This is a genomic window from Novosphingobium sp. FG90, from assembly GCF_057808725.1.
The window spans coordinates 26,851-48,271 of record NZ_JBMDIO010000012.1 but is presented as its reverse complement, the minus strand read 5'-3'; the positions used below and the strand labels follow the sequence as shown (position 1 = coordinate 48,271).

General features: G+C 62.9%; 23 protein-coding genes. 7 read left to right on the top strand and 16 right to left on the bottom strand.

The genetic code is table 11. The features are described 5' to 3' along the window. Positions 1-27: 27 nt before the first annotated feature. The 3 genes from dmpG to ACODRZ_RS12820 are packed head-to-tail and all read right to left on the bottom strand — an operon-like array spanning position 28 to position 2,785. Positions 28-1,062: a 4-hydroxy-2-oxovalerate aldolase gene (gene dmpG / locus ACODRZ_RS12830; RefSeq protein WP_488970703.1), complete on the bottom strand. Its 1,035-nt coding sequence runs from the start codon at positions 1,060-1,062 to the stop codon at positions 28-30. Continuing rightward, positions 1,062-2,003, bottom strand: a complete 942-nt coding sequence (locus ACODRZ_RS12825) for an acetaldehyde dehydrogenase (acetylating) (protein WP_488970704.1) — start codon at positions 2,001-2,003, stop codon at positions 1,062-1,064. The genes dmpG and ACODRZ_RS12825 overlap by 1 nt, the downstream gene beginning before the upstream one ends. Continuing rightward, positions 2,000-2,785, bottom strand: coding sequence for a 2-keto-4-pentenoate hydratase (locus ACODRZ_RS12820; protein WP_488970705.1), 786 nt, complete (start codon positions 2,783-2,785; stop codon positions 2,000-2,002). Before ACODRZ_RS12820 ends, ACODRZ_RS12825 begins: the two co-directional genes overlap by 4 nt. Before the next feature lie 131 nt (positions 2,786-2,916). Here ACODRZ_RS12820 and ACODRZ_RS12815 point away from each other — a divergent pair, with 131 nt between their 5' ends. Further along, entirely contained in the window at positions 2,917-3,720 is an 804-nt protein-coding gene (locus ACODRZ_RS12815; protein ID WP_488970706.1) for an IclR family transcriptional regulator, read from the top strand. A gap of 25 nt (positions 3,721-3,745) precedes the next feature. Here ACODRZ_RS12815 and ACODRZ_RS12810 read toward each other — a convergent pair whose 3' ends face one another. From ACODRZ_RS12810 to ACODRZ_RS12800, 3 genes are all read right to left on the bottom strand, one after another. Beyond that, entirely contained in the window at positions 3,746-5,296 is a 1,551-nt protein-coding gene (locus ACODRZ_RS12810) for an acyl-CoA synthetase (RefSeq protein ID WP_488970707.1), read from the bottom strand. 168 nt (positions 5,297-5,464) lie between these two features. Continuing rightward, positions 5,465-5,953 carry a nuclear transport factor 2 family protein gene (locus ACODRZ_RS12805; RefSeq protein WP_488970708.1) on the bottom strand — a complete coding sequence of 163 codons (489 nt, stop codon included), beginning with the start codon at positions 5,951-5,953 and terminating at the stop codon, positions 5,465-5,467. Positions 5,954-6,015: 62 nt separating this feature from the next. After that, positions 6,016-6,906, bottom strand: a complete 891-nt coding sequence (locus ACODRZ_RS12800) for an SDR family NAD(P)-dependent oxidoreductase (protein ID WP_488970709.1) — start codon at positions 6,904-6,906, stop codon at positions 6,016-6,018. A 269-nt stretch (positions 6,907-7,175) separates the two neighbouring features. Here ACODRZ_RS12800 and ACODRZ_RS12795 point away from each other — a divergent pair, with 269 nt between their 5' ends. Together ACODRZ_RS12795 and ACODRZ_RS12790 are read left to right on the top strand one after the other, a co-directional pair. Continuing rightward, the gene (locus ACODRZ_RS12795) at positions 7,176-7,979 is read left to right on the top strand and encodes an SDR family NAD(P)-dependent oxidoreductase (RefSeq protein ID WP_488970710.1); all 804 of its coding nucleotides are present in this window, start codon (positions 7,176-7,178) and stop codon (positions 7,977-7,979) included. Between the two features lie 17 nt (positions 7,980-7,996). Further along, positions 7,997-8,854, top strand: coding sequence for a MaoC/PaaZ C-terminal domain-containing protein (locus ACODRZ_RS12790; RefSeq protein WP_488970711.1), 858 nt, complete (start codon positions 7,997-7,999; stop codon positions 8,852-8,854). Positions 8,855-8,864: 10 nt separating this feature from the next. Here the strand turns inward: ACODRZ_RS12790 and ACODRZ_RS12785 are convergent, their stop codons facing one another. Genes ACODRZ_RS12785 through ACODRZ_RS12770 form a run of 4 tightly spaced genes read right to left on the bottom strand, consistent with a single transcriptional unit; the run spans position 8,865 to position 12,145 of the window. Then, positions 8,865-9,653: an enoyl-CoA hydratase/isomerase family protein gene (locus ACODRZ_RS12785; RefSeq protein WP_488970712.1), complete on the bottom strand. Its 789-nt coding sequence runs from the start codon at positions 9,651-9,653 to the stop codon at positions 8,865-8,867. Positions 9,654-9,684: 31 nt separating this feature from the next. Continuing rightward, on the bottom strand, positions 9,685-10,461 hold the full coding sequence (locus ACODRZ_RS12780) for an enoyl-CoA hydratase/isomerase family protein (protein WP_488970713.1): 777 nt from the start codon (positions 10,459-10,461) through the stop codon (positions 9,685-9,687). A gap of 11 nt (positions 10,462-10,472) precedes the next feature. Then, a complete protein-coding gene (locus tag ACODRZ_RS12775; protein ID WP_488970714.1) occupies positions 10,473-11,384 on the bottom strand; it encodes an NAD(P)-dependent oxidoreductase in 912 nt (303 codons plus the stop codon). After that, positions 11,384-12,145, bottom strand: a complete 762-nt coding sequence (locus tag ACODRZ_RS12770; RefSeq protein WP_488970715.1) for a short-chain dehydrogenase/reductase — start codon at positions 12,143-12,145, stop codon at positions 11,384-11,386. Before ACODRZ_RS12770 ends, ACODRZ_RS12775 begins: the two co-directional genes overlap by 1 nt. Positions 12,146-12,162: 17 nt before the next feature. Here ACODRZ_RS12770 and ACODRZ_RS12765 point away from each other — a divergent pair, with 17 nt between their 5' ends. After that, positions 12,163-12,723: a VOC family protein gene (locus ACODRZ_RS12765; RefSeq protein WP_488970716.1), complete on the top strand. Its 561-nt coding sequence runs from the start codon at positions 12,163-12,165 to the stop codon at positions 12,721-12,723. 45 nt (positions 12,724-12,768) lie between these two features. Here ACODRZ_RS12765 and ACODRZ_RS12760 read toward each other — a convergent pair whose 3' ends face one another. The 3 genes from ACODRZ_RS12760 to ACODRZ_RS12750 are packed head-to-tail and all read right to left on the bottom strand — an operon-like array spanning position 12,769 to position 15,077. Then, positions 12,769-13,455: a nitroreductase gene (locus ACODRZ_RS12760; RefSeq protein WP_488970717.1), complete on the bottom strand. Its 687-nt coding sequence runs from the start codon at positions 13,453-13,455 to the stop codon at positions 12,769-12,771. Position 13,456: 1 nt separating this feature from the next. Beyond that, the gene (locus tag ACODRZ_RS12755) at positions 13,457-14,275 is read right to left on the bottom strand and encodes an enoyl-CoA hydratase/isomerase family protein (RefSeq protein WP_488970718.1); all 819 of its coding nucleotides are present in this window, start codon (positions 14,273-14,275) and stop codon (positions 13,457-13,459) included. 4 nt (positions 14,276-14,279) lie between these two features. Further along, positions 14,280-15,077 carry an enoyl-CoA hydratase-related protein gene (locus ACODRZ_RS12750; RefSeq protein WP_488970719.1) on the bottom strand — a complete coding sequence of 266 codons (798 nt, stop codon included), beginning with the start codon at positions 15,075-15,077 and terminating at the stop codon, positions 14,280-14,282. A gap of 282 nt (positions 15,078-15,359) precedes the next feature. On the opposite strand from ACODRZ_RS12750, the gene ACODRZ_RS12745 reads away from it, so the two are divergent. Further along, a complete protein-coding gene (locus ACODRZ_RS12745; protein ID WP_488970720.1) occupies positions 15,360-16,343 on the top strand; it encodes an NADPH:quinone oxidoreductase family protein in 984 nt (327 codons plus the stop codon). Between the two features lie 17 nt (positions 16,344-16,360). After that, positions 16,361-17,350, top strand: coding sequence for a zinc-dependent alcohol dehydrogenase family protein (locus ACODRZ_RS12740; protein ID WP_488970721.1), 990 nt, complete (start codon positions 16,361-16,363; stop codon positions 17,348-17,350). Positions 17,351-17,422: 72 nt separating this feature from the next. Here ACODRZ_RS12740 and ACODRZ_RS12735 read toward each other — a convergent pair whose 3' ends face one another. From ACODRZ_RS12735 to ACODRZ_RS12725, 3 genes are all read right to left on the bottom strand, one after another. Next, positions 17,423-18,253 carry an SDR family NAD(P)-dependent oxidoreductase gene (locus tag ACODRZ_RS12735; RefSeq protein WP_488970722.1) on the bottom strand — a complete coding sequence of 277 codons (831 nt, stop codon included), beginning with the start codon at positions 18,251-18,253 and terminating at the stop codon, positions 17,423-17,425. A gap of 102 nt (positions 18,254-18,355) precedes the next feature. Then, positions 18,356-18,868, bottom strand: a complete 513-nt coding sequence (locus ACODRZ_RS12730; protein ID WP_488970723.1) for an aromatic-ring-hydroxylating dioxygenase subunit beta — start codon at positions 18,866-18,868, stop codon at positions 18,356-18,358. Further along, a complete protein-coding gene (locus tag ACODRZ_RS12725) occupies positions 18,865-20,169 on the bottom strand; it encodes an aromatic ring-hydroxylating oxygenase subunit alpha (protein ID WP_488970724.1) in 1,305 nt (434 codons plus the stop codon). Before ACODRZ_RS12725 ends, ACODRZ_RS12730 begins: the two co-directional genes overlap by 4 nt. Positions 20,170-20,555: 386 nt before the next feature. On the opposite strand from ACODRZ_RS12725, the gene ACODRZ_RS12720 reads away from it, so the two are divergent. Next, entirely contained in the window at positions 20,556-21,416 is an 861-nt protein-coding gene (locus ACODRZ_RS12720; protein WP_488970725.1) for a DMT family transporter, read from the top strand. Positions 21,417-21,421 lie beyond the last annotated feature (5 nt).

Below are 21,421 nucleotides of genomic sequence, written 5' to 3'. Positions count from 1 at the left end.
CCTTCTCCAAACGAATTCTGTGCCCGTTCAGCCGCCGGATTTCGCCGCAACCATGTCCAATGCCACGTCCACGATCATGTCCTCCTGCCCGCCGACCATGCGCCGCCGCCCCAACTCGACGAGGATTTCACGCGTATCCACGCCATAGTCGGCGCTGGCCTTTTCAGCGTGGCGCAAAAACGAGGAATAGACCCCCGCATAGCCGAGCGAGAGCGTTTCGCGATCGACCCGCACCGGGCGGTCCTGCAATGGACGCACCAGCTCCTCCGCCGCATCCATCAAGCCATAGAGGTCGCAACCGTGTTTCCAGCCCTTTCGATCGGCGGCCGCAATGAAGACTTCCAGCGGTGCGTTACCCGCTCCTGCCCCCATACCGGCGAGGCTGGCATCGATCCGTACCGCACCATGCTGCGCGCCGACGATACTGTTGGCCACGCCAAGCGAGAGGTTGTGATGCGCATGAATGCCGCGCTGCGTTGCCGGGTCCAGCACCCGGTCATATGCAAGCAGCCGTTCGCGGTAGCCGTCCATGTCCAGCGCGCCGCCACTGTCGGTCACGTAGACGCAGGTCGCACCATAACTTTCCATCAATTTCGCTTGGCCCGCCAGCGTTTCGGGATCGACCATGTGGCTCATCATCAGGAAGCCGATGGTATCCATGCCCAGCCCCCGCGCCGCCTCGATATGCTGTCTGGCGACATCCGCCTCAGTGCAATGCGTGGCGATGCGAACCGAGGTGACCCCACGCCGGTGGGCTTCCTTCAGATCATGGACGGTGCCGATGCCAGGCAAGAGCAGTGTGGTCAGCCGCGCATGAGTGACGACATCGGCGACCGCCTCGATCCATTCCCAGTCGGTATGAGCGCCAAACCCGTAATTGAAGCTGGACCCGTTGAGTCCGTCACCATGCGACACCTCTATCGCATCGACTTTCGCCTCATCCAGCGCACGGGCAATCCTGCGCACATGCTCGATGCCATACTGATGGCGGATGGCGTGCATCCCGTCACGCAGCGTGACGTCCTGAATGTAGAGCTTGTCGGTCAGGGGATCGAACGGCATCACGCGGCCTCCTTCAGCAAACGGCGGCGGGCGATCCGCTCGGCAGTCTGCAACCCCGCAGACGTCATGATATCGAGGTTTCCGGCGTAAGCTGGCAGGTAATGCGCGGCGCCTTCCACCTCGAGGAAAACGCTGGTCTTGAGTCCTTCGAGCGTGCCCAGCCCCGGGATGTGCACCGGATTGTTCGATCCAAAGCGCTCGAACTGCACTTTCTGCTTCAGGCGGTAGCCAGGAACGTAGCTGTTGACCCGGGCCACCATCGCTTCGATCGCAGCCTCGATCGCAGCCTCGTCTCCCCCCGACGAAAGCGTGAACACGGTGTCGCGCATGATGAGCGGTGGCTCGGCGGGGTTGAGAACGATGATCGCCTTGCCCATTTCCGCCCCGCCCACGGAGCGAATCGCGGTCGATGTGGTTTCGGTGAACTCATCGATATTGGCGCGGGTGCCCGGCCCCGCCGATTTGGAGGCGATGGAAGCCACGATCTCCGCATAATGCACCCGCGCGACGGACGATACCGCCGCGACGATCGGAATGGTCGCCTGTCCGCCGCATGTCACCATGTTCACATTGGGTGCGTCGAGATGGTCCTCCCCGTTGACGACCGGAACCACATAAGGACCGACCGCGGCCGGCGTCAGGTCGACCATGACTTTGCCGGCACCGGTGACTACGGCATTGTGCCGCTGGTGGGCGCCTGCCGACGTCGCGTCGAAAACAATTTCAATTTCGGGCCAGACGTCGAGCCCGAGAAGGCCGTCGATCCCTTCGTGCGTGGTCGCCACGCCCATCCGCTGCGCGCGCTTCAGGCCATCGGAATCAGGGTCGATCCCCACGAACGCGCCCATTTCAAGCACATCGGACATGCGCATGATCTTTATCATCAGGTCCGTGCCGATATTGCCCGAACCGATGATCGCGGCCTTTATCTTTTTCGTCATGCACCCTCTCCCTCATACGTGAAGCCGCATTCGCCCAGCCCGCCAACGATCGCGCGAACACGGTCGCCAGGATTGAGAGCCACCATCGGTCCCAGTGCTCCGGTGAGAACCACATCGCCCTTGCGCAGCGGCTCTCCGCGCGCGGCAAGCGTGCGCGCCAGCCAGGCTGCCGCTTCCAACGGGTGCCCCAGACACGCCGCGCCAGCGCCCAGCGAAGCTACTGCACCATTAATTTCCAGCACCATTCCGCAGGTATAAAGATCCAGCCCGGACAGAGGCTTGCGTTCCGTTCCCACCACGTAGAAGGCCGAAGAACCATTGTCCGCCACGGTATCGGCGAACGTGATCTTCCAGTCGGCGATGCGGCTGTCGACGATCTCTATAGCGACGGCCACGCTTTCGATCGCAGCCGCGACCGTTTCGCGATCGGCATTGGGATCGTCGATGTTGCGCCCCAGAATGATCGCGATTTCGGCCTCAGCCTTGGGTTGCAAGGCCCGCGCAGGATCGAGTGTACCGCCATCAACGATTTCCATGTCGTCAAACAGGACTCCGAAGTCCGGCTGGGCAACACCCAACTGCGCCTGGACGGCTTTCGCGGTTAGCCCAACCTTACGTCCCGCAATGGTGCGTCCCTGGTCCTGCCAGTACCGGGTGTTGATCGCCTGAACCGTATAAGCGCCATCGACATCGGTAGGTTCGAGGGCATCGCGCAAGGGCGCGACCTGCCCATCGCGATAGGCGTTGCGTAAGCGCGTGGCGATGTCTGTGAGGTCGTTCAACTACCGTCTCCCGTCGTGCGCGGCCCCGCGTCTTTCAAAACAAACGTTCTACCTTGTGCTAACTGCGTTCCATGCTCATGTCATCAAAAAACGGGATTTGACCGCTGAAAGTTCTCTTATATGGTGAGAGAATGATTTATGCAGAGCAGGCCGATCGCGCGGATTCGGCATCCGGCGCCAGATCGCTGGAAAAGGGGTTGCAGTTGTTTGACGCGATCCTTCGCGATCGCGGGCGCACACCGGTCGCCGAACTGGCGGCATTCCGCGATCTTCCGGCCTCCACCTCCTATCGGCTGCTGCAATCGCTAATGAAGTTCGGCTTTGTCAGCCGCATCGGGCGCGGACGGTACGATGTTGCGCTTCGACTGAGCGCCGCAATGGAGCAGGTGTCCTCGCGCGACCAACTCGCCCGTAGCGCGCGCCCGGCTCTGCGCCGCCTGGCGCGGACGTTGAATGTAACGACTCACCTCGGCATTCTGGAAAACGACATGGTCAGCTATCTGGTCAAGGAAACCGGGCGATCGGGCGATTCTGCCGCGCCGTTCACCTGCGAGAACGGCCAGCTCGAAGCCTATTGTTCGGGCATCGGGAAAGTGCTTCTGGCACAGCTGCCGCAAGACGATATGGCGCGCTATCTGGCGGATTCGCCCTTGGTGCCACTGACCGGACAGACGATTGTCGATCCCGATCGATTGTGCATCGAACTGGCGCGAGTTGCCCGCGACGGCTATGCCGTGGACGATGGCGAGATCGCCGAAGGCCTATATTGCGTGGCCGCACCTGTCAGTGATGCACCCGGCCATGTGATCGCGGCGATATCGTTGTCCGTTGCACGCAGCAAAGGGGCAATTATCGATAGGCCCGCCCTTATCAAACCGCTTCTGGTCTGCGCTGAGGCGATCGGCGAGATTCTGGCGCAAACCCCGAAACAGTAACGTTCCTGAGGTTGCGCCAGACCAGTCAGGCCGGTGTCCGCACCGCCGCCTCACGGTATTCGTCGCGCAGTAGCCGTTTGTAGAGCTTGCCGGTAGGATGCCGCGGCAGTTCGGCGCGAAAGTCGATCTGGCGCGGTTGCTTCGCCCGACTCAGGCACCCGCTGCAGTAGTCCAGGATCTCCTGCGCCAGTTCTGGCCCGGCCGCGGCCATGTCCATCGGCTGGACGACCGCCACCATGCGTTCGCCAAGATCCGCGTCCGGCGCGCCGATGACGGCGACATCGTAGACTTTGGGATGGCCGACAATCACATCCTCGACTTCCTGCGGATAGAGATTGACCCCGCCCGAGATAATCATGAAGCTCTTGCGGTCGGTGAGGTAGAGATAGCCCTCCTCGTCCAGCCAACCCACGTCGCCGAGCGCACTCCACCCGCGCGAATTGTAGGCGGCCGCGGTTTTTTCGGGATCGTTGTGATACGCGAAGCGAAAGCCGCCCTCGAAGTAGATGACGCCTTCACTGCGCGGCGGCAACTCCGTCTCCCCATCGTCGGAACAGATGTGCGGCGTACCGAAGATGGGCCTGCCGACGGAACCGGGACGCTCCAACGCTTCCTCAGGCATGATTGCAGTCATGCCATTGAATTCGGTCGCGCCGTAGAATTCGCGCACGATCATGCCCCACCACCCGATCATCGCCTGCTTGACCGGTGGCGGACACGGCGCTGCGGCATGCCAGACGCATTCGAGTGATCCGTGAGTGTACCGCTGGCGCACCTCATCGGGTAGCTTCAGCATACGGACGAAGTGAGTGGGCACCCACTGCGCATGGGTGACGCATTCCTGTTCGATCAGTTGCAGCGCGTATTCCGCATCGAACTTTTCCATCACGATGACGGTGCCGCCCATGCGCTGAACACTCATCGACCAGCGCAGCGGCGCGGTATGATACAGCGGCGCGGGCGAGAGATAGATCATGCCCCGACGATAGGCGAAGGCATCGACACCCAGCCGGGTCAGGCTGTCGATTGCATCGATCGGATCCTCGGACAGAGGCAGTTGCACGCCCTTGGGCCGCCCTGTTGTGCCGGATGAATAGAGCATGGGCATACCGTAGCTTTCATCGGCAACGGGTGTCTGCGGCTGCATGTCGCGTTCAGCGCAATAGTCGTGCATGCCGGCCGCCGTACCGTCCACGCAATAGACCACCAGATCGGGGTGAAGCCCTGCGATCTCCTTCGCCACAGGCAGCATCGCCAGCGACGTGAACAAGACACGCGCGCCGCTGTCGGCAACGATATAATCGGCTTCCGGCACCGTCAGGCGGCTGGATACGCAGGCATAGTACAGCCCCGAACGATCGGCGCCCCACGCAATCTCGTAGAAGCAGGGATTGTTCTCCAGGAGGATCGCGATGCAATCGCCGCGCCGAAGGCCGTAGGCACGCAGAATGTGCGCGACCTGGTTCGACCGCGCATCGAGTTCCCGATACGTCAGGCCACGCCCGCTCGGCATCATCTTGAACGCCAGCGTATCCGGCATCGTCTGGGCATGAACGCCAGGATGGACTCCCCGCATCGACACGTCTCTCCCGATCAACCCGTTCATTCGGGCTATCTATAAAGCGATTGTACTATCATATACCCAGCAAAGCAACCTGTCGACATATCATATATGTCACTGTTTTATATAATCTTGATTCCAATTGATAGCGTATTATGCAAGAATCAGAAAACGTTTATTCTTTCAAATTCTGTCCAACCTGAACTGGTTCGCGATCGGACGGCCGAACGCGAAGGCGGACTGAATCGGGTTGTAGTATTCCTTGCAGTGACTCACCCGGCCCTCCGCAACGTCGAGCCGCATGACGTAGCGATTGCGGTATTCGCGCCCACCCACCATTGTCAGGTGCCCCCGGCATTCCAAGAACAGCCGGGTTCCCGCGCCGTCCATGGTCAGCTCCACTTCGCTGGGGGCGTGCATTACACCTTCCGCCGCGAAAGCCGCCTGCCAGAACGCAGTACATTGCGCGACTCCTTCATAAATGCGGTACGACGCGCGATCGGTCCTGCCCGATTCGTTAAAGGGCAGTTCGATCACGATATCGTCCGTCATCAGGGCGCGCAGCGTATCGATGTCCTTGCTGGCGACGGCATCGGTCCAGCATCGCAGCGTCGCCAGCGCCGTCGCCCGCCCTTCCGCCGAATCGCGTGGATGGACATAGCCGTCGATCACATCATGAAATCCGCCGTTCGTTTCTGGCATCGCCTGTTCTCCCCTTCCTGTCGCCACCGGTTTCAGGAGAAATCGGGCAACATGTCGTACTGTTCGATCGAACTTTCGAGGATGCGAAAATCCGCCGTATCCATCACCGCGTCGAAGTTGTCGGCCAACTGGTCGAGATCGAGATCGCGACTGGAAAATCCGGGCGTGGCGGCGGTAAACAGGCGCGCGGCGCGGCGGCCACCGGCGGCGAGAACTTCGCCGTGGACGGCGCAATCCTCATGCGCCAGTACCAGCGCAACGGGGGCCGCCCAGGCTGGATCCAAACTGGCCGGATCGACTTGCGGATGGGCGTCGAACCATGCCTTCGCCAGCTGCGTATAAGCGACCGGCGCGATCGCGTTGATACGGATGTTGCGGTCCCGGTTGTCAAGCGACGCTGACCGGGTAAGCCCGACAACCCCCGACTTGGCGGTCGCATACGTCAGCGCGCCGCGGCCGCCGAATACGCCCACCGCCGAACTGGTATTGACGATGCGCCCGTAATCGTTCGCCCGCATCGGCCCGATCGCTTCCTGCATCGTCCAGAACACACCGAAAAGGTTGCTCGCCAAGTAGCGCGCGAACGTCTCTCCGTCCGTGTCCTGAAGTGTGCCTGCTCCGCCGCCGCCGGCATTGTTGATAAGGATGTCTATCTGCCCGAACGCGCCGATCGTCGCCCTGACCAGACCCCGCGCCTCGGCCTCCACGCTTATGTCGCCGCCTATCCCGATCGCGTCCAGCCCTTCCGCGCGCAGCCGGGCGGCGACCCTCTCCGCCATCAGTGCGCCATCGGCGTCATGCGCGATATCGTTCAGCACCACTCTGGCCCCGCGCCGAGCCAGCGCCGTGGCATAGGCCAGGCCCAACCCGTTCGCGGCCCCTGTGACTAGGGCCGCTCGCCCATCGAAACGTCGCTCAGCCATTCGCGTACTCCATGCCAGCCGCATCTGCGAAGACACGGCGCGCTCCTAAGGATGGGAGGCCGGACGGGTGTTTCAACTCACAATCCCCTCAACCGGCGGTTGATGTAATTTGCAAGGCGAAGCAAACGGCAAGATATGTATATTATCCATATAATTCATATAGATAATTATTAAGACGCGCTAGTGCTCCCTGATTGCCACATTATGCGAATCCCGTCACCGTGGGGCCTGGCACAAGACCAATGGTTCGTCTGGGAAAGGCATCGGCAATGGACACCCCGCTTGTTGGGAAAGTGGCTCTCGTCACCGGCGCGGCAGGCGGCATGGGGCTGGGCTACGCGCTCCATCTCGCCCGGCTCGGGGCGGATGTCGCGGTCGTCGACAAGGATTTGGCTGTAGGCCGGCGCCGCAACGAATACGCGGGCGCCAGCGTCGAGGACGAAGTGCGTGCCTTGGGCCGCCGCGCGATCGGAGTGGAGGTCGACCTCTCGCAGCGCAGCGGCGCGCAGGAGGCGGTGTCACGCACGGTGACGGAGCTCGGGCGGCTCGACATCCTCGTCAACAACGCCGGCGGCGCCATCACACCCATCGAACGCAGCACCGCCTCGCTTTCGCCGGACGATGATATCGACCTTTTGCTGGGCGCCAACCTCATGAGCGCGATCTACTGCTGCCAGGCCGCCGTTCCGGTACTGACCCGTCCGGGCGGAGTAATCGTCAACGTGGCAACCATCGGTACCCAGCTTTGCGACGGCGGCGGGCGCTTCGCGATCTACGCGGCGGCGAAATCTGCGGTCATTACTTATACCCGCAACCTCGCGGTGGAACTTGGCCCGCAAGGCATTCGTGCCAACTGCATTTCACCGGGCCTGATCGCCACCCCGCGCGTTGCGCAAGCCGCCGCAGAGCGCGGCCTGGCTACGGAAATGCAGGCGCAGTCCACCCCACTGCGGCGACTGGGACAAGTTGAAGACCTGCTGGGCGCGCTCGCTTTCCTGACCACCGACATGTCTGCCTACGTTACGGGGGAATGTCTTACCGTGTCGGGCGGCTTCGCGCTCGTCAGCGCATGACGAAGGGAGATAGAACCATGGCTCTGACGTATGAGGCATTCACCCGGCTGGAACGCCGGTCGCGGTTCGAATGGAACCGGCGCGACGCAATTATCTATGCGCTGGGCGTCGGCATGGCGGGCGACCCGCTGGACGAAAGCCAGTTGCCCTTCGTACTGGAGGATCGCCTGTGCGTGCTGCCGACGTTCGCGGTCACCATGCCGTTGAAGGCGATGGCACTGGAACAGGCGGGGCTCGATTACCGTATGGCACTGCACGGAGAGCAGGCGGTCACGCTGCACCGCCTGCTACCGCCCGAAGGCGTGGCGGACGTTCATGGTCGTGTCGTCGGCGCATGGGACAAGGGGGCGGATCGCGGTGCCGTGTTCCGCGAAGTCACCGAGATCACGCTGGCGGATGGGGGCGAGCCGCTCGCCACATGTGTCTCCACGGTCTACGCGCGTGCCGACGGCGGTTTCGGTGGACCGAACGAAGGGCAACCCGTACCGCATCCCATCCCCGATCGCGCCGCGGACCAGACCGTGACCCTTCCCACCGCGCGCAACCAGGCCCTTCTCTACCGGCAGGCGGGCGATCTCAACCCGCTACACGCCGACCCCGGGTATGCGCGCAGCGCCGGGTTCCCGGAACCCATACTGCACGGCCTGTGTACCTATGCGATCTGCCAGCGCGCCGTGCTTTCCGCCTATTGCGGCAATAATGCGGAACAACTTCGGCATATCGAGGTCCGCTTCGCCGCGCCGGTCTATCCCGGCGAGACGATCGTGGTGCGCTTGTGGCGCGATGGCGACACGGTTTCCTTCGAGGCTCGTGTGGCGGAACGCGACCTCGTCGTAATTCGCAACGGCAAGGCGCTGCTTACGGACGAGGCCTAAGCGTCCTCAGCTAGAAATCGACCCTTACATTAGAGGGGGTCCGGGCGTAACGGCAGGCCAGTTCCGCTCGTGCGGCGAGGGACACCGGGTCCGCCGTGCGGGGGATCACCTGCTGGCGTTCCAGATCCAGTCCCTGCGCCAGCGGTAGCTGCAATCCGTCCAGCACCGCGCGTTTGGCGGCCGTCAGGGCAGGCCGGTGCTGGCGAGCGATATTCGCCGACCATTGCAGCGCCGCCCGGTCAAAATCCTCATCCGGGAGTACCGCCTGAACCAACCCGATGGCCAGTGCCTCCTGCGCATCGACCTTCCGGCCGCTGAGGATGATCTCCAAAGCGCGCCCCGCACCGACCAGACGCGGCAGGCGCTGAGTGCCGCCGGCTCCCGGAATCTGGCCGACCGAGACTTCTGGCAGGCCAAAGCTCGCCTCAGGAGAGGCAAGCCGCATCGTGCAGGCAAGCATGAGTTCGGTGCCACCACCCCAGGCCTGTCCCTGTACCGCGGCGATCACCGGCTGGGGCAGCGCTTCCAGAAGATCGGGTACGGTGCGCCAGGCGCTGCGGTCGCCTGCGACCGGTTCGCCCCGGCCCGCGCGCGCCAGATCTTCCAGATCGGCATGGGCCACGAAATAACCCGGCAGCGCGCTGCGCAGCAGGATCACCGCGATATCGTCCCGAGCCGCCAGGGGCGTCAGCAGATCCGCCAGCGCCCCCAGCGCGGCAAAACTCATGAAGTTGCGGGGCGGACGTAAAAATGTTGCAACGGCAACGTTGCCTTCTTCGTGCAGGGTCCATTCGGCCATCAGAGTACGTCCTTTCGATGAAACGAAGATATCAGCGCCCCTCGAACACCGCCGTCCGCTTCTGGACGAAAGCGGCAAAAGCCTCGCTACGATCGCGAGTGGCGAACAGGTCCGCGTGGCGTTCGGTTTCGATGGCGCAAAAAGCGCGGAAATCCATCGCTTCGGCATCGCGATAGTTCGCCTTGAGCCCCCGCAGCGCCAGCGGTGCACGCGCGGCAAGTTCATGCGCCAGCGCATCGACAGCGTCTTCGAAGCCAGAGTCGTCGATCACGCGCGTGACCAGCCCGATCTCCAGCGCCTCCGGCGCCAGCACCTTGCGCGGGAAGAACGAAAGATCGCGGGCGCGCCCCGCACCAATGATACGGGGCAATGACCAGCTCACGCCCATGTCACCTGCCACCGCCACCGCCAAGAACGCGGTGTTGAATACGGCGCTGGTGGACGCGAAGCGAAGGTCGCAGGCGGTGGCCCAGCCCATGCCCGCGCCGGCACAGGCCCCCCGCACGGCGGCAATGGTGATCGCGGGCATGTCATGCAGCAGCGGCGGCAGACGGAAGTGCTTGCGATCGCGCGGCAGTTGCAGCACGTCCCCCTCGATCGCATTCAGCGTCTTGATATCCGCTCCGGCGCAGAAATCCGCTCCCTCTCCGCGCAGTACGACGACGCGGACGGAATCGTCCGCCGCCAATGCCTGCATCGCCGTGTAAAGTTCGTCGGCAGTGTCATCGGTGAGGCTGTTGCGCGCTTCGGGACGGGCTATTCCGATCGTGGCAACGCCGCCTGCGATCTTGCAGTGGATCTCGGTCAACAGCTTCTCCTTCATTGGGGGCCGGCGGCGAGCGGCTGGTTGTGCAGTACGCGCGCCATCATCTCGACATGTGTGAACAGGGGGAGCGGTGCGCCGCAATCGCGCGCGATGGCGGTCACGATGCCGATGTCCTTCAACAGCAGATCCAGCCCACCCGTCAATCCGGGCTCGGGCCGTCCACGCGCGAGATCGGCATAGGCATCGATCAGGCCCTTTACCCCGCCCGGCTCGCCCGCTGCGGTGGCGCGAGCATATTCGCGCAAAACCGTGGAATCGGCGAAACCGCCGGCCAAGGCATCGGGCAGCAGAGACGGATCAAAGCCTGAAGAACGTGCGAACGCGATCGCCTCGCCCAACGCAGCCGTGGCGAGAAAGCCAATGATCTGGTTGCAGGCTTTCGCCAGTTGTCCCGATCCCACCGGCCCCGTGTGGCTGACGCGGCTGGCAAAGCCTTGCAGCGCCGGCATCGCCAAAGCGAGGTCGCTGGCATCCCCGCCGACCATCGCCGCCAGCGTTCCTGCCCGCGCGCCCGACGGCCCGCCCGAAATCGGCGCGTCCAGCCATCCGGCGCCCGCCATCTCCCGCATCCGCCCGGCCAGACTGCGGGCGTCGTCGGGGTGGATCGTCGAATGGTCCACCACCAGGCGGGGACGCGCAGCCGCTACGCCGTGCGCCCCGAACAGTACATCCTCGATCGCCTGCCGCGACGACAGGCACAGGCAAACCACATCGCAACGCGCGGCGAGATCTGCAGGAGATCGTGCCACGTCCACCCCGCGTTCGGCGAAGGCCATGCGCGGACCCGCACTGCGATTCCACACGACGAGCGGTAGTCCGCTATCGAACAGGCGCATCGCCATGGGCGCACCGATCGCGCCAAGTCCGATGAAGCCAAACCGCAGTCGCCCTTTACCCGGCACCATCACCCGCAACCGCCATTGATGGTCAGCACAGTGCCCGATGTGTAGGCGGACCGGGGTGAGGCAAGGAACGCCACCGCATCGGCGATTTCAGCAGGCTGTGCAAAGCGTCCGAATGGCATCGTGGCGGCAAGTTCGCGCCAGCGCGCCTCGTCCCCCAGCTTCGTCGCGGCCTGCGCCCGCATCAGCATTTCAAGGCGCTCCGTCGCCACGGGCCCCGGATTGACGCCCACCACCCGCATCCCATCGCGCGGGGCCGCCCTGCCCAGCGCGCGGGTGAAGGCCATGAGCGCCGCGTTGCCGGTTGCCCCGGCGATGTAATCGGCAGGAAACGTCTCGCCGGCGACACCGATGATGTTGACGATTACGCCCCGTCTGGCCGCCAGCGTGGCGTAGAGCGCTCGCGACAGGTCTATGAAACCGTAGACCTTTAGGTCCCAAGCCGCACGCCACCGCGCGCCATCCACTGTCGCCAGATCGCCCGGCGGGATGGCCCCGGCGTTGTTGACCAAGATGTCGATCTGCCCGGCTGCCTCCTGAAGTTCCGCGATCCCTTCGGCCGTGGAGAGGTCCACCGTGCACGTTTGCGTCGCTCGATGCCCATCTGCGGCCAGAACCGTCTGCGCATCCCTGAGCGAACCGGGATCGCGGGCGGCGATGACAATGTCGCATCCTTCCCGCGCAAGCACTTGCGCCACGGCCAGCCCAATTCCTCGCGACCCGCCGGTGATAAGAGCACGCTTACCTTCGAGACCCAGTTCCATAGGACATTCCTCTCCCGATGCCGCCATCGGCGGCGGTCGCGAAAATTATCATATTGTTCTATTATTTGTTGCAATTCATGCAACGGAAAGGAATCACTTCCAAGCCAGATTATCATGCGATACGCCTGCCTCCAGCACTAATATTTAAAACGATCAAACTATCACAAATTGGCATATGGAGAGTTATCGTGACGGAAGAACGAACGGGTCTGGACGTTGGAATGGTCGCCCGCGACATCACGGCGCAACTGCGCTTCTATCGAGATTTGCTGGAACTGGACGATCTTGGCCCGCTGGTGCTCGGAGATCTGACCATTCATCGCCTGGCGGTAGGGGACGCACAGCTCAAGGTGATGGACGCAGGCAGCGCCCGCATCGACATCTTGCCGCCTTCCGGCCTGTTCGACAGCGGCATCCGCTATGTCACGCTGCGGGTCACCACTCTCGACACCCGGATCGCCACGCTGGCTGCAGCGGGCCATACCCCCTTCGAAGGGCCAATGGCAATCGGGCCGGACAAGCGGGTGGCCCTGTTCCGCGATCCGGACGGCAATATCTGCGAGCTCATGGGCCGGTGACACAAGGCATCCTGCGGATCCGAAGCCCCGGACCCGCAGGCATTCTCATTCACGATGCAGGGTCACCGCTTCGGCGAAGGACTGGCGGGTGGTGCGCAAGCCGTTGATGGGCGCCCTCGTGTCCTCGTATCCCAGAGCCATGCCCGCCACGACCACGCTGCCGGCATCCAGCGCCAGCGCATCGGCCAGTGTCTGCGGCCAGTTCACCCAGGCGGCTTGCGGGCAGGTCGCCAGTCCATGTTCGGCTGCCAGCAGCATGATCGTCTGCATGAGTATCCCCATGTCGACCCACTGGGCAGGCTCCATTTTGCGCTCGATGGCGAAGAAAAGACCGACCGGCGCCCCGAACAGCTGGAAGTTGCGCGCAACCTGCCGCAGCCGCGCAGGCTTATCCCCGCGATCGAGGCCGATGGTCGCATAAAGCGCTTCGCCATTCTCGAACCGCCGGGTCCGGTAGGGCTCCCACAAGGCGGGAGGATAGACATCATGCGCAGGCTGTTCGGCATACCCCTTTTCGCCGTGATCCTTAAGCCGCTGCTTGAGCCGCGCCAGAGCCTCGCCGGTGACGCAGTGGATGTGCCAGGGCTGCAGGTTGCCTCCCGACGGCGCCCGAAGCGCGTCGGCCAGAATCGCCTCGACCATCGCTTCCGGTACCGGATCGGGACGAAACGCTCGCACCGAGCGCCGGGCGCGCACCGCATCGGCCACGCCGCGAATATCCTGCCCGCTCATGTCAGCGATCCTCGAAACGCGGAGAGCGCTTTTCGAGGAAGGCGGCCACGGCTTCACCATGATCGCGGGTCATAGTCAGCATCACCTGCTGCCTGTCCTCCAGCGCCATCGCGGCCTCAAGGCCGCCCGCATCGATGTTCATGTTCAGCACGTCCTTGGTAAGGCGCAGTCCCATAGGCGACAGGGCCAGCATATCACGCGCAAGCGCAAGTCCGGTGTGGATCAGCTGTTCCGGCGGAACGATTTCACTCAGCAATCCCAGACCGAACGCCCGCTCCGCGCCCAGAAAGCGCCCGGTCAGCAGCATTTCCGCCGCCAGCGAACTGCCTACCAGCCGGGGCAGGAAATAGCTGCTCGCGATGTCGCAGCCGCCCAGTCCGATCTTAACATAAGCGGCGTTCATCCGCAGGTCGGGCGTGCCATAACGCACATCGCAGGCAAGCAGCAGCGACATACCGCCACCGGCCGCGGCTCCGTGCCCAAGGCCGATGACCGGCTGCGGGCACGATCGCATCAGCTTGACGATCGTGCCGATCCGCCGCTGCATGTGCAGCGAAGCGCCGACGCTACACTCCCGCGTCTCGGCGCTGCCGCCCCAAGCCTTGAGGTCCAACCCAGCGCAGAAGTGCTTGCCTTGCGCCCGAAAGACTACCACGCGGATTTCCGGGTGGTCATGCAAGGCGGTGAAGACCGCGACAAGCGATTCCACCATGCCTTCGTCAAGCGCGTTGAACGCGGCGGGCCGATCCAGCGTCAGCACCAGCACCGCGCCGTCAACAGCAAGCTCAACGCCCGGGCAGTCCATGTCCGGAAATGCCATGGCCTTAACGCCCGTTCCAGACCGGAGGACGCTTTTCCAGGAAGGCACGAGGGCCCTCCTGCGCGTCCTCGCTGGCGAAGACACGCGCTTCCACCTCATCGGAAAGACGCCAGTAGCCGGTTTCGTCAAGGTCGACGGCGCGCCGGGTAACGTCCAGCACCTCTGCCACCGCAAGCGGCGCATTACAGGTTATCGCAGCGGCCAACGCCAACGCGGCATCACGCACGTCCGTAAAGGGAACCAGCCGATTGACGAGGCCAAGCGTATAGGCCCGCTCGGCGTCCAGCCCGTCTCCGGTAGCGACAAGTTCGAGCGCAATGGCATGAGGCAGGCGCTGCAACAGGCGCAAAGGCCCGCCAGCGGCGGCGAAAAGACCGCGCTTCACTTCGGGCAGGCCGAACCGCGCCTCGGGAGAGGCGACGATCATATCACAGGCCAAAGCGATCTCGCACCCACCCGCAAAGGCCGCTCCGCGTACGGCAGCAATCCACGGTTTGCGACGACCGGCCCTGACCAGACCTCCGAAACCGCCCGCCGGGCTGGACAGGCAAGCCTTGTTCCCGCGCGACACTTCGCCAAGATCGGCACCGGCGCAAAATACCCTATCATGGCTGGACTCAAGAATGACGGCGCGCACATCAGGATCCGCCTCGGTCTCGCGAACCAGATAGTCCATCACCTCGGTGATCACCCCATTAATTGCGTTGCGTGCGGCAGGGCGGTTGAGTGTGATGATGGCGCAGTGATCGGGCCGCTTTTCATACAGCAGCACATCGCCCAGACCGTTCGGGGTATCCGGCATCCGCAATCCTCCTCAAGATTTCGCGCCCGTCACCGTAATGAGCGCAAGCGCCTATGGGAAACACGATAAAACGATCATTTTCCAAACTGCAAGCCGATTCGATCAACCCTATGCAGCGAATTTCCATTTCGAGCCCGGAACATTTCACCTCAATAGAAATATCATATTGAATAATAATATATTTGTAGACCCCATTGGGGTGCCGAAACAGGTGCATTGCGCACTTCCCTTCCGGTTGATAGACCCACCCCCATAGATAAAACAAATTTGCAAGGCATGGGGATGAAAGCGCTTCAGGTCCACTCGATCACACCGGATTTCAGCGGCTGCGCGCTGGCAGAACTGCCCATGCCGGTCCCTGGCCCCGGGGAAGTGCGTGTCAGGATCGAGGCGTCTACAATCGCCTTTCCCGACATTTTGATGACGCGGGGCGGTTATCAGCTCAAACCCGACCTGCCCTTCGTGCCAGGAACCGATATTGCCGGCACGGTCGATGCAACCGGCCCCGGCGTACGCGCACTTGCCGCTGGCGATCGTGTGGCGGCAACCCGGGCGCTGGGCGGCTATGCGCAATACGGCCTTTATCGCGCCGAAGCGCTGCACAGAATCCCGGGCGCGATGCCGTTCGCCGAAGCTGCCGCACTGGGTTCCGCCTACCTCACCGCCCATGTCGCGCTGGTCGAAATCGGCAGGCTGAAGGCGGGCGAATGGCTGCTGGTCCACGGCGCAGCGGGCGGCGTGGGGCTGGCCGCCGTGGACCTTGGCAAAGCGCTTGGTGCGCGCGTCATTGCCGTGGCGAGCACGCCGAACAAGGCGCGCGCCATCACAGAACTCCACGCACCGGAAGCCGTTCTCGAAGCCGGCCCCGGTCTGCGTGAGAACGTCAAACAGATTACCGAAGGATCAGGCGCGGACGTGGTGTTCGAGCCCGTCGGCGGAGACGCCTTCGATGTATCCACCCGCTGCATCGCCTTCGGAGGACGGCTGCTGGTGGTCGGCTTCGCAAGCGGCCGGATCGCCACGCTGCCTACGAATATCCCGCTGATAAAGGGATTTTCGGTCATGGGCGTGCGCGCGGGAGAGTTCTCCCGCCGCCGGCCCGATGCCGGGCGCGCCGCCATCAAAAGGCTCTGGGACATGGCGCAGCGCGGGGTCATCCGGCCTCATGTCAGCGCCGCATTTCCGCTTTCACAATGGCGTGCGGCTTTTGCGACGATGGACGATCGCGCCGTCGTCGGCCGCACCATCCTGCGGCCCCACGATTAGGAGAGGACATACCGATTATGGCAAGCATCATACGCTTTCATGAACTGGGCGCGCCCGACGTGCTGCGCCTTGAAGAGATCGCCGTCGACAATCCCGGCCCCGGCGAAGTGCGTCTTGCGATCGAGGCCATCGGCGTGAACCGCGCCGAGGCGGCAATGCGCGGTGGCCACTACATCATGACGCCGACGCTGCCCGCGCGGATCGGATCCGAAGCCTCTGCCCTGGTGACCGCGATCGGCGAAGGTGTAACCGGCTGGTCGGTGGGCGACCGCGTCTGCACCCTGCCGGTGCCTGTATCGGAGCGCTACGCGACGTATGCGAGCGAAACACTGTACCCTGCCAACCGCCTGATTGCCCGCCCCAGCGGGCTGGATGCAGTGCAGTCCGCCGCAAGCTGGGTCGCGTTCATGACCGCGTGGGGCGGTCTTGTGGAACAGGCGGCGATCACCGCGGATGACACCGTCGTCATCACCGCCGCGTCCAGCAGCGTAGGCCTTGCCGCGCTACAGGTCGCGCGAGAGGCCGGGGCGACCGTGATCGCCACCACGCGCGGCACGGACAAAGCCGCGCAACTCGCCGCGTTCCACGCTGGCGCGGTGATCGCCAGCGACGAGCAGGAAGTGGCCGCCGAAATCCTGCGTCTGACCGAAAACAGGGGCGCATCGCTGATATTCGATCCGGTCTCGGGTCCGTTCGCCGAACGGCTGGCCGAAGCGCTGGCGGAAAGCGGTACGCTGATGATCTATGGCGGACTGTCCAAGCAGCCGGTCACGTTCCCGCGTCAACTGGCAATCCGCCGCAACCTGACGATGCGCGGCTTCAACTTCAATCCGATGGTGGTGGACCCGCAGCGCTGCAACCGGGCGGTTGCCGCGATCGGTCCGAATCTGGCATCCGGCGTCTACCGGATGCCGATCGCGCAGACATTTCCCCTCGCGCAGGCGGCAGAAGCGCACCGTACGCTGGAAAGCAACGCCCATATCGGCAAGATCGTCCTGACGGTCTGAACTGGCAAAGCCCCCGCCGCCCTCTTCGGGGCGACGGGAGCTTGCAATTCATGCCTTGCTGGTAAAAGGCACCTACTCCGCGCGCGGATCCCAAGCCCAGTACCGGCCCACCGCGCCAGCATCGATCCGAAGATCGCTGCCCGTCACGAACGCGGCATCGTCGGACACAAGAAACACCAGCGCGCGGCCGTAATCGCTGGGGCTGGGCAGCCTTTGCATCGGGATACGCGCGGCAAACGTGCCCATGATCTCTACCACGCCTTCCGGCATCGTCACGTCGCGCCCCCAGCGCCGGGCACGTTCCACGCTTTCCACCGGATCGGTGGCGGTGGGCGTCAGGCTGACAACGCGAATGCCGTGCCGTGCCAATTCCATTGCGGTTGATCGGGTGAAGTTCAGCAAACCGCCTTTCGACGTGCTGTAAGCGATGTTTCCGGGTTCACCCTGATGCCCTGCCGTGGAAACGATGTTGACGATCACCCCCTTGGCTTGCCCCTCCTCGCCACCACCCTGCGCGATCATCGTCTTTGCAACATGCTTGGTGAACAGGAACGTCCCGCCCAGGATGATACCAGACTGGCGCTGCCATTCGTCCCAGTCCATCTCCAGGACGCCCTTCTTGTTGAAGATGGCCGCATTATTGACCAGAATGTCTATCGTCCCAAACGCTTTGACGCCCTGCTCCACCGCGCTTCGGACTTGCGCCTCGTCCATGACGTCGCAGGTTATCGCGATCGACCGCCCACCCATTGCCTGAACTGCAGCGGCACAGTCGCGCGCATTTTCCGCGTTCGCGTCCACGGCAACGATAGCCGCGCCTTCGGCGGCAAGCGCCTCCACCATGCCGCCGCCGATATTGGGGCTGGTTCCTGTGACGATAGCTACTTTACCGGCAAGTTTCATCGATAGGCCTTTCCGTCCCCGCGCGGGAGACATGCAGCCGCCCGGTAGCCGGAGCGCTCTACGCGCGAACCGGACCGGCGACCGCCATCCCTTCTTCGAAAATCAGAGAAGGATGCTGACGCGTCCATGCGGACGCAGGCTGTTCAGATCGAGCATCACGCGCTTCGACGCTATCTTCAGATCATCCCCGTCCCTGACCAGCACATAGTTGATATGGCCGACGAAGACGTCAGTCACGTTATGCTTCGAACGGTAGCAGGCGAACTTGCACCGGGCTTCGATCCTCTCGCCTTCAGCCGCGCGCACGCGCACGTTTGAAATCAGGCGAACCAGTTCGGAGCGCGGCCACTCGGAATGCGCCGCCCTGTCCTTCAGACGCTCAACCCGGTAACGCAGACGCGGATAGTCGTCGGCGACGTAGAACAGCGCCGATGCGGAATCGACATCGTCAGCCGCGCCCGCCGTCGGAACTTCATAGGTCGCGCCCTCGGCGAACAACGCCAGCCATTCGTCGAGTTGCCATTCGTCCAGAAGGTCTGCCTCGTGGTAGAGGAAGTCCTCCACTTCGGAACGCAGCGCAGCGGCGTTGGTCTGGCTCATCGTGTCCACGCTCACTGCCCTTCTCCCATCACGCGGTTCCACTGCCGCCAGAAGTACCGCATCTGCGCTTCGTCATCGCTGGCCGGCTGTTCCTTCAGCATGCCCCGCGACAAGTCGTTCCAGCCGGAGAATTTGGAACTGGCATAGCCCAGTTGCGCGGATTCCAGCGCTTCTACGTCGTCCGGCGTGGCGAAGCCACCGGGACCGAGGAACTCAAGGAAGTTGTCAAGGCGACGCTTGCGCGAGTTCCTGTCTTCTCCCACCGGCGCCAGGGCCCAGGAACTGACGTGCATCAGATCAGGTGCGACCGGATAAAACGTTCGCACGGTGATGGCCATGATATCGTTGATGACGAAATTCGGGAAAATGCCCATGTTGCGGTCGCGATCCGCGATACGCCTGGCCCGTTCGGGGCCGACACGCTCTTCCAGCTCTTTGACGATCTCGGCGATCTTGGCCTTGCCTTCCTCTCCCCAGGCAGGGATGGTGCGGCCGATCGGGCGGCCCCACGGCGCCCTGCCTTCGATCATCGCGTGACCATTGCCCAAGTCAATCGCACGACTCAGGTTCTCGGTCCGCATCCCGGCAAGATCCTGCTCGACCTGCTCCTTGCCGATGGCCTGCATGAGATACGTGAAATACGTCTCGTGGGTTTCGGCGGCATGGTAGCCGTCATAGCTGTTCTCGACGAGCAGCTTCCAGTTTGCGCGGATGCTGTATTCCTGCACACCGCCAACGATTTCCATGCCGTCCGGCGCGTGATCCGCGACCAGATCGAGCACCTCCTTGGCGTCCGCAAGATAGTCGGCCAGGGAGCCTGCGCCGGCATCGAAGTTGACGAAGAAGAAATCCCGATAGGATTCCAGACGCGGAACCTTGTGCAGATCGACGCTGCCATCCTTGCCGAAATCGGGCGGGTAGACACCGGGCGCACTGCGTGTTCCGAACTTGCCGTTATTGTTGAACGACCAGCCGTGATAAAAGCACTTGAAGCTGATCGCGTTGCCGCATTTTTCGCGCTCCACTTGCGCGCCGCGATGCGGGCATACGTTCAGGAAGGCGTGAAACTCGCCTTTGCGATCGCGGTTGAAGATTACCTCCTGGCCGCCCACCGAGCGGACCAGAAAGTCATTGGGGTTCTTAAGTTCCGAGCCATGGCCGATGAACAACCAGGACTTCTCGAAGATCAGCGCGCGTTCGCGCTCCAGAACGTCAACGCTGGTAAACGCGTCGCGATTGACCTTGAACACACCCTTTTCGGGATCGTCGATGATGTAACGCCCCCCATTGGGGACTGACTTGAAGGCTGTCGCCATCGGACCTCTCCGCTCTCGATTGCAGCGCCAAGCGATGCCGGCACCGCCGTATGCTCCCTCTCGCCCGCCACGATTACGCGGTCGACACGCTTCTGGTACGCCGGTTGCCTCTCAAAGTCGACCTATATTTATACGATCGTATGAGTCTTTTAGGACATGGAAAATTTTCGATTTCATCAAAAGGTCTATTTTTAAATCGTGCTATATCAAAATCTTAAAGGTTATATTTGGATTGATACGGTCATATTTTTCATCGCCTTTAGAACGAATGATTGACTTTATCGTCGACAATCAGCGAACCGTTCCAGACGGAAGAATGCCGAAATGGGAGAGAGAATCATGGAGCGACCGGCTCACGGGCACCGTGCGATCACGATTGCGCTCCAATGCCGCTGAAGGATCTTGCACTGATCGTGCTGGTCTGCGTGGGTTGGGCGCTCAACATCGTGATTGGAAAGGTCGCGGTGTCCGAACTGACCGCGCCGCCGATCATGTTCGTGTTCCTGCGAACACTGCTGGTGGCGGTTCTGCTGGCACCCTGGCTACGCCGGGTTCCGCCGTCTCCGATACGGGTCTGCGTGGCGACCATGCTGCTGAGCGGCGGAGCTTACGGCCTGCTTGCGATCGGCCTGCAAAGCGCCGATGCGTCTTCCGCCGCGATCGTCACACTCTCCGGAATGCCGCTTACGGTGCTGCTGGCGATGCTGGTCCTTGGCGAACGGATCGGACTGCGCCGCTGCCTGGGCATGATCGTTACGCTGGTGGGGGTAGCGACGGTCATTGTCGGTCCTTCCGGGGTCAAGGCGTCGGTCGGGCTAATCTTCGTGGCGGCCAGCGCGGCGGCAGGCGCGGTCGGCTCAATCCTGCTCAAGAAGATCAGCGGTGTCCCCGCGCTGACATTGCAGGCCTGGGCGGGGCTGTCAGGAACAGTGCTTCTCCTGCCCCTCACCCTCATGATCGAAACCGATCAGGTGGCGCATACCTTGAGCGGGGGTTGGCCGTTGCTGGTATGCATCGTTGGCTCCGGCCTTGTCGGGTCGGTGATGAGCCACACGCTCTATTACAGCCTGTTGCAGCGCCACGATGCCAATCTCATGGCCTCGCTTATCCTGATGACACCTCTGCTGGCGATCATGCTGGGCATCGCGACCCTGGGAGAACGCCCGTCCGCTGGGCTTTTCTTCGGTGCGGGATTGGCGCTGGTAGGGGTTGGCGTAATTCTCGCGCCTGCGTCCCGGCGAATATGAGGGCG

What these genes read in the sequence shown, in the direction of transcription:
- dmpG (WP_488970703.1), bottom strand. Translation starts at nt 1,062, where the DNA reads ATGCCGTTCGATCCCCTGACCGACAAGCTCTACATTCAGGACGTCACG.
- ACODRZ_RS12825 (WP_488970704.1), bottom strand. Translation starts at nt 2,003, where the DNA reads ATGACGAAAAAGATAAAGGCCGCGATCATCGGTTCGGGCAATATCGGC.
- ACODRZ_RS12815 (WP_488970706.1), top strand. Translation starts at nt 2,917, where the DNA reads ATGATTTATGCAGAGCAGGCCGATCGCGCGGATTCGGCATCCGGCGCC.
- ACODRZ_RS12810 (WP_488970707.1), bottom strand. Translation starts at nt 5,296, where the DNA reads ATGCGGGGAGTCCATCCTGGCGTTCATGCCCAGACGATGCCGGATACG.
- ACODRZ_RS12800 (WP_488970709.1), bottom strand. Translation starts at nt 6,906, where the DNA reads ATGGCTGAGCGACGTTTCGATGGGCGAGCGGCCCTAGTCACAGGGGCC.
- ACODRZ_RS12795 (WP_488970710.1), top strand. Translation starts at nt 7,176, where the DNA reads ATGGACACCCCGCTTGTTGGGAAAGTGGCTCTCGTCACCGGCGCGGCA.
- ACODRZ_RS12790 (WP_488970711.1), top strand. Translation starts at nt 7,997, where the DNA reads ATGGCTCTGACGTATGAGGCATTCACCCGGCTGGAACGCCGGTCGCGG.
- ACODRZ_RS12785 (WP_488970712.1), bottom strand. Translation starts at nt 9,653, where the DNA reads ATGGCCGAATGGACCCTGCACGAAGAAGGCAACGTTGCCGTTGCAACA.
- ACODRZ_RS12775 (WP_488970714.1), bottom strand. Translation starts at nt 11,384, where the DNA reads ATGGTGCCGGGTAAAGGGCGACTGCGGTTTGGCTTCATCGGACTTGGC.
- ACODRZ_RS12770 (WP_488970715.1), bottom strand. Translation starts at nt 12,145, where the DNA reads ATGGAACTGGGTCTCGAAGGTAAGCGTGCTCTTATCACCGGCGGGTCG.
- ACODRZ_RS12765 (WP_488970716.1), top strand. Translation starts at nt 12,163, where the DNA reads ATGCCGCCATCGGCGGCGGTCGCGAAAATTATCATATTGTTCTATTAT.
- ACODRZ_RS12760 (WP_488970717.1), bottom strand. Translation starts at nt 13,455, where the DNA reads ATGAGCGGGCAGGATATTCGCGGCGTGGCCGATGCGGTGCGCGCCCGG.
- ACODRZ_RS12755 (WP_488970718.1), bottom strand. Translation starts at nt 14,275, where the DNA reads ATGGCATTTCCGGACATGGACTGCCCGGGCGTTGAGCTTGCTGTTGAC.
- ACODRZ_RS12750 (WP_488970719.1), bottom strand. Translation starts at nt 15,077, where the DNA reads ATGCCGGATACCCCGAACGGTCTGGGCGATGTGCTGCTGTATGAAAAG.
- ACODRZ_RS12745 (WP_488970720.1), top strand. Translation starts at nt 15,360, where the DNA reads ATGAAAGCGCTTCAGGTCCACTCGATCACACCGGATTTCAGCGGCTGC.
- ACODRZ_RS12740 (WP_488970721.1), top strand. Translation starts at nt 16,361, where the DNA reads ATGGCAAGCATCATACGCTTTCATGAACTGGGCGCGCCCGACGTGCTG.
- ACODRZ_RS12735 (WP_488970722.1), bottom strand. Translation starts at nt 18,253, where the DNA reads ATGAAACTTGCCGGTAAAGTAGCTATCGTCACAGGAACCAGCCCCAAT.
- ACODRZ_RS12725 (WP_488970724.1), bottom strand. Translation starts at nt 20,169, where the DNA reads ATGGCGACAGCCTTCAAGTCAGTCCCCAATGGGGGGCGTTACATCATC.
- ACODRZ_RS12720 (WP_488970725.1), top strand. Translation starts at nt 20,556, where the DNA reads ATGCCGCTGAAGGATCTTGCACTGATCGTGCTGGTCTGCGTGGGTTGG.